4 protein-coding genes are annotated in these 3,941 nt (G+C 66.9%); 1 reads left to right on the forward strand and 3 read right to left on the reverse strand.

Translation table 11 applies throughout. From position 1 onward, the window contains the following. Window positions 1-22: 22 nt before the first annotated feature. Entirely contained in the window at window positions 23-685 is a 663-nt protein-coding gene (locus QOC69_RS13795) for a GtrA family protein (protein WP_526440364.1), read from the forward strand. On the opposite strand, the gene QOC69_RS13800 is transcribed toward QOC69_RS13795, so the two are convergent. The 3 genes from QOC69_RS13800 to QOC69_RS13810 form a co-directional block, all read right to left on the reverse strand. Beyond that, window positions 640-1,158: a PH domain-containing protein gene (locus tag QOC69_RS13800; RefSeq protein WP_526440366.1), complete on the reverse strand. Its 519-nt coding sequence runs from the start codon at window positions 1,156-1,158 to the stop codon at window positions 640-642. The genes QOC69_RS13795 and QOC69_RS13800 overlap by 46 nt on opposite strands. Before the next feature lie 9 nt (window positions 1,159-1,167). Next, a complete protein-coding gene (locus tag QOC69_RS13805; protein WP_526440368.1) occupies window positions 1,168-2,001 on the reverse strand; it encodes a biotin--[acetyl-CoA-carboxylase] ligase in 834 nt (277 codons plus the stop codon). Window positions 2,002-2,276: 275 nt separating this feature from the next. Next, the gene (locus QOC69_RS13810; RefSeq protein WP_526440370.1) at window positions 2,277-3,677 is read right to left on the reverse strand and encodes a sugar transferase; all 1,401 of its coding nucleotides are present in this window, start codon (window positions 3,675-3,677) and stop codon (window positions 2,277-2,279) included. Between the last annotated feature and the right edge of the window lie 264 nt (window positions 3,678-3,941).

The following is a 3,941-nucleotide window of genomic DNA, read 5'->3' on the forward strand; positions in this document are numbered from 1 at the left end:
GATTTCCGTAGACTGCGCTCTTGTGTCTTTTACCGATGCCACCATTGCTCGGCTACCCCGCGTGATGCGGCTCTACGCCGAACGGCATCACGAGCTCATCAAGTTTGCGATCGTCGGCGGCACGACGTTCATCATCGACTCCGCGATCTTCTACACCCTCAAGCTGACGATCCTCGAGCCCAAGCCGGTGACCGCCAAGATCATCTCCGGCATCGTCGCCGTCATCGCGTCCTACATCCTCAACCGGGAATGGAGCTTCCGCGACCGCGGCGGCCGGGAACGCCACCACGAGGCACTGCTGTTCTTCGGGGTCAGCGGCGTCGGCGTGCTGCTGAGCATGGCCCCGCTGTATTTCTCTAGCTACGTGCTGCAGCTTCGGGTGCCCGACGTCTCCCTGACGATGGAGAACATCGCCGACTTCATCTCGGCCTACGTCATCGGCAACCTGTTGCAGATGGGCTTCCGGTTCTGGGCGTTCCGGCGCTGGGTCTTCCCCGACGAGTTCGGCCGCAACCCCGACAAGGTCGTCGAGGCGTCGATGACCGCCGGCGGCATCGCCGAGGCCATCGAGGACGAATACGAGCAGGGCCACGTCCGCCGTAACGTCACACCGCTACGCGAAAGGCGGGCCAAGCCGGATCAGCTGGGCGACTCCTCCGAGCCGAGGGTGTCGAAGACTTCGTGATAGAGCAGGGAGTGCACCTGCTCGACGCGCGGAATGTCGTGGAACTCTAGAGGGTCTTGGCTCGCCGACTCGATGATCAGCGTGCCCGTGCGCAGCATCCTGTCGAGCAAACCGTGCCGGAACTCCACGCTGTTGATCCGCGCCAGCGGGATGTCGATGCCGGCCCGGGTCAGCAACCCGTGCCGGAACATCACCCGACGGTCCGTGATGACGAAATGCGTTGTGCGCCAGTTCAGGAAGGGCCACAACACCAGCCACCCGACGACCAACAGCCAGACCACTCCGATGACGGCCATCACGACGTTCTTGGCGGTCGCGCCCCAGTCGGTGTGGTTGACCACCGCGGCGCCGAACGCCGCGAGTGCCGTCGCCAGCAGGAGGATCAGGACGGGTCCGATCAACCGCTTCCAGTGCGGATGCCGGTGTAGCACGACGCGCTCCTCGGCGGCCAGCACGTTATCCGGGTAACCCACGGTGCGACTCTACCCAGAGTCGGCGCCCCCGAAGGGCCGAAGATGCACGATGTCTCCTGCCGATATGACGACGGTCTCTGCGCCCGTGTCGATGCACAGTCGGCCCTGGTCGTCGACGTGCCGGGCGTCGCCGACGATCTCGCGGTCGCCGGGCAGCGTGGCCCGGACACGCGCCCCGATGGTGAGGCTGTGCGCGGTGTATTCGGCGACCAGCGGGGCATCGGCCCCCCGCGCCTCCCGCAGACCCGCGATGCGCCGCGCCAGGCCGCCCAACAGGGCGACGATCAGGTCCCTGCGGTCGGTGCGGCGGCCGCCAAGCATGGCCAGCGACGTCGCGCCGGGATCGGGCAGTTCGTCGGCGCGCAGCGACACGTTGAGTCCGATGCCGATCACGATCGCCTGCGCGGGTGCCGCCACCTCGGCGAGGATGCCCGCCAACTTGCCGTGCGCGGGCGGGCGGGCCAGCACGTCGTTGGGCCACTTGAGGCCGGCATCCACGCCCGTCGCCGAGGCGACGGCATCGACCACGGCCAAGCCGGCCACCAGCGGTATCCACCCCCACGCCGCGGTGGGAATGCCGTCGGCGCTCACCCCGACCGACATCGTGACCTGCGCGCGCGGAACGGCCGACCAACTGCGGCCGTTGCGGCCGCGGCCCGCCGTCTGATGTTCGGCGATGAGCACCACGCCGTCGATGTCCTCGCCGGCCGTCGCGCGGGCGATCAGGTCGGCGTTGGTGGAACCGGTCTCGGCCACCACGTCGATTCCCCGCCACGGTGAGCCGATCAGAACGTCGCGCAGTGCAGTGGCGTCCAGGGCCTTGCGCCAGTCGTCAGTCGTCATGGTGATGACAGCCTATTGCGGTGTGTTTCCGGTCACGAAGGGCCGGTCTCGGCAAGAGACCAGCGTCACGGACCGATACGCTGGCCACGCCACCGCGATCTTGAAGCGTCGGGGAATTCGAGCGTCACCGAATAATGACGCATCTGTTCATTTTGCGGTGGCTTCCGAGTAACGTGTTGCCGCAGTCCCGAGCGAGCCGTCTCACGATGGTTGCTGGCCGGGTCAATCAGGCTGCCTGCGGGCGACGGAGGTGTTGCGTCCCCGCGGCCCGGCTCTCAGTACGCGCCGGAGCCGGTGGCGACGGTGCGGATGGTCTTCACCGCGATCAAGACGTCGTTGGTGATCGACCAGTTCTCGACGTAGGACAGGTCCAGGCGGACCGAGTCCTCCCACGACAGGTCGGAGCGGCCGCTCACCTGCCACAGCCCGGTGATGCCCGGCAGCACCAGCAGCCGACGGCGAACCTGGTCGTTGTAGGTGTCCACCTCGCGGCGCAGCGGCGGGCGAGGACCGACGACGCTCATGTCGCGCCTCAGCACATTGAAGAACTGGGGCAGCTCGTCGATGCTGTACTTGCGCAGCAGCCGGCCGATGGCGGTGATCCGCGGGTCGTCCTTGATCTTGAAGAGCACGCCGCCGACGCTTTCGTTGGTGTCGGCCAAGCTCGCGATCTGCTGGTCGGCGCCGTTCACCATGGTGCGGAACTTGACCATCTGGAACGGCGTGCCCTCGAGACCGATGCGCTCCGAGCGGTAGAACACGGGCCCCTTGCTGGTCAGCTTGATGGCGGTGGCCGCGACGATCATCACCGGCAGCGCACCGAGCAGCACCGACAGCGACACGAAGTAATCGAACGCGAGTTTCTGGACCTTCTTGGTGCCGCTGTACTGCGGCTTCTCCACGTGGATCAGCGGAAGTCCGGCGACCGGCCGCATGGTCAGCCGCGGACCCGCGACGTCCACGACACCGGGCGTGACGACCAGGTCAACCCCGAGCGTGTGCAGGTCCCACGACAGTTCCCTGACGCCTTCTGGGCCGAGGTGGTCGGTGGTGGTCAGCGCGACGGTGTCGGCGTTGGTCTTCAGGATCGCGTCGTGGACCTTGCCTTCATCGCCCAGCACCGGCAACGTGCCGACACCCGGGATGTCGATGGTGCCGCCCGAACTGCGCCCGGTAAGGCACACGCCGATGACCGAGTATCCGTATCCCCAGCCGCGGGTCAGCGACTGAACCAGGCTGCGGACGGCCCTCGCGTCACCGACGGCGAGCACCGTCACCACGCAGCGTCCGCGACGGCGCTGCCTGGCCAGATAGGCCCGGCAGATGTTGCGGCCGACGACCAGACCGGCCAGCCCGAGCGGGAACGCGACGGCCAGGTAGCCGCGGGCGTACTCCGGCCGGAAGATCATCAGGGCGACCGCGACGACGCCGACGGTGGCCAGCGTCGCGGACACCACGCGCCGATACTCCTCGACGCCGGCACCAACGATCCGCGGCGAACGGGTGCGGTAGGCCGCCAGAAGCGCCAGCCAGATCGCGGCCACGCAGACCGACAGGATCGAGAAGTACACCGAGGCCGGATCTAGCGCCGTGATCGGCCGCCCGAGCTTGATCATCTGAGCGCACGCCATCGCGGCCATCACGACGAGTACGTCGGTGACGATGAGTGCGCGCACGTAGCGTCGCTGCCACCGCGGGCCGTCCGAGGGATTGACCGCCCTTAGGGGCGTCCTGGCGGGTGTGAAAATCTGTTCTGCCACCGACACTGGTCGCCACACCTCCTGTTTGCTGGCAGCTTGCGCGATTTGGTTTGCCCCCGTGTTCCGTAACACTATGACACTGTTTGCCAGCGGACGCCACACATTCAGGAAATACCCAGGTCACGAACATTCACCCAGCGTGATGGCTTTCGCGAGGCCACCGAATTGGTAGGCGTAAAC

It is taken from the genome of Mycobacterium sp. (genome assembly GCF_032162105.1).
Lineage (GTDB): Bacteria > Actinomycetota > Actinomycetes > Mycobacteriales > Mycobacteriaceae > Mycobacterium.

Coding starts and splice junctions, on each gene's coding strand:
- QOC69_RS13805 (WP_526440368.1), bottom strand. CDS start 2,001: ATGACGACTGACGACTGGCGCAAGGCCCTGGACGCCACTGCACTGCGC.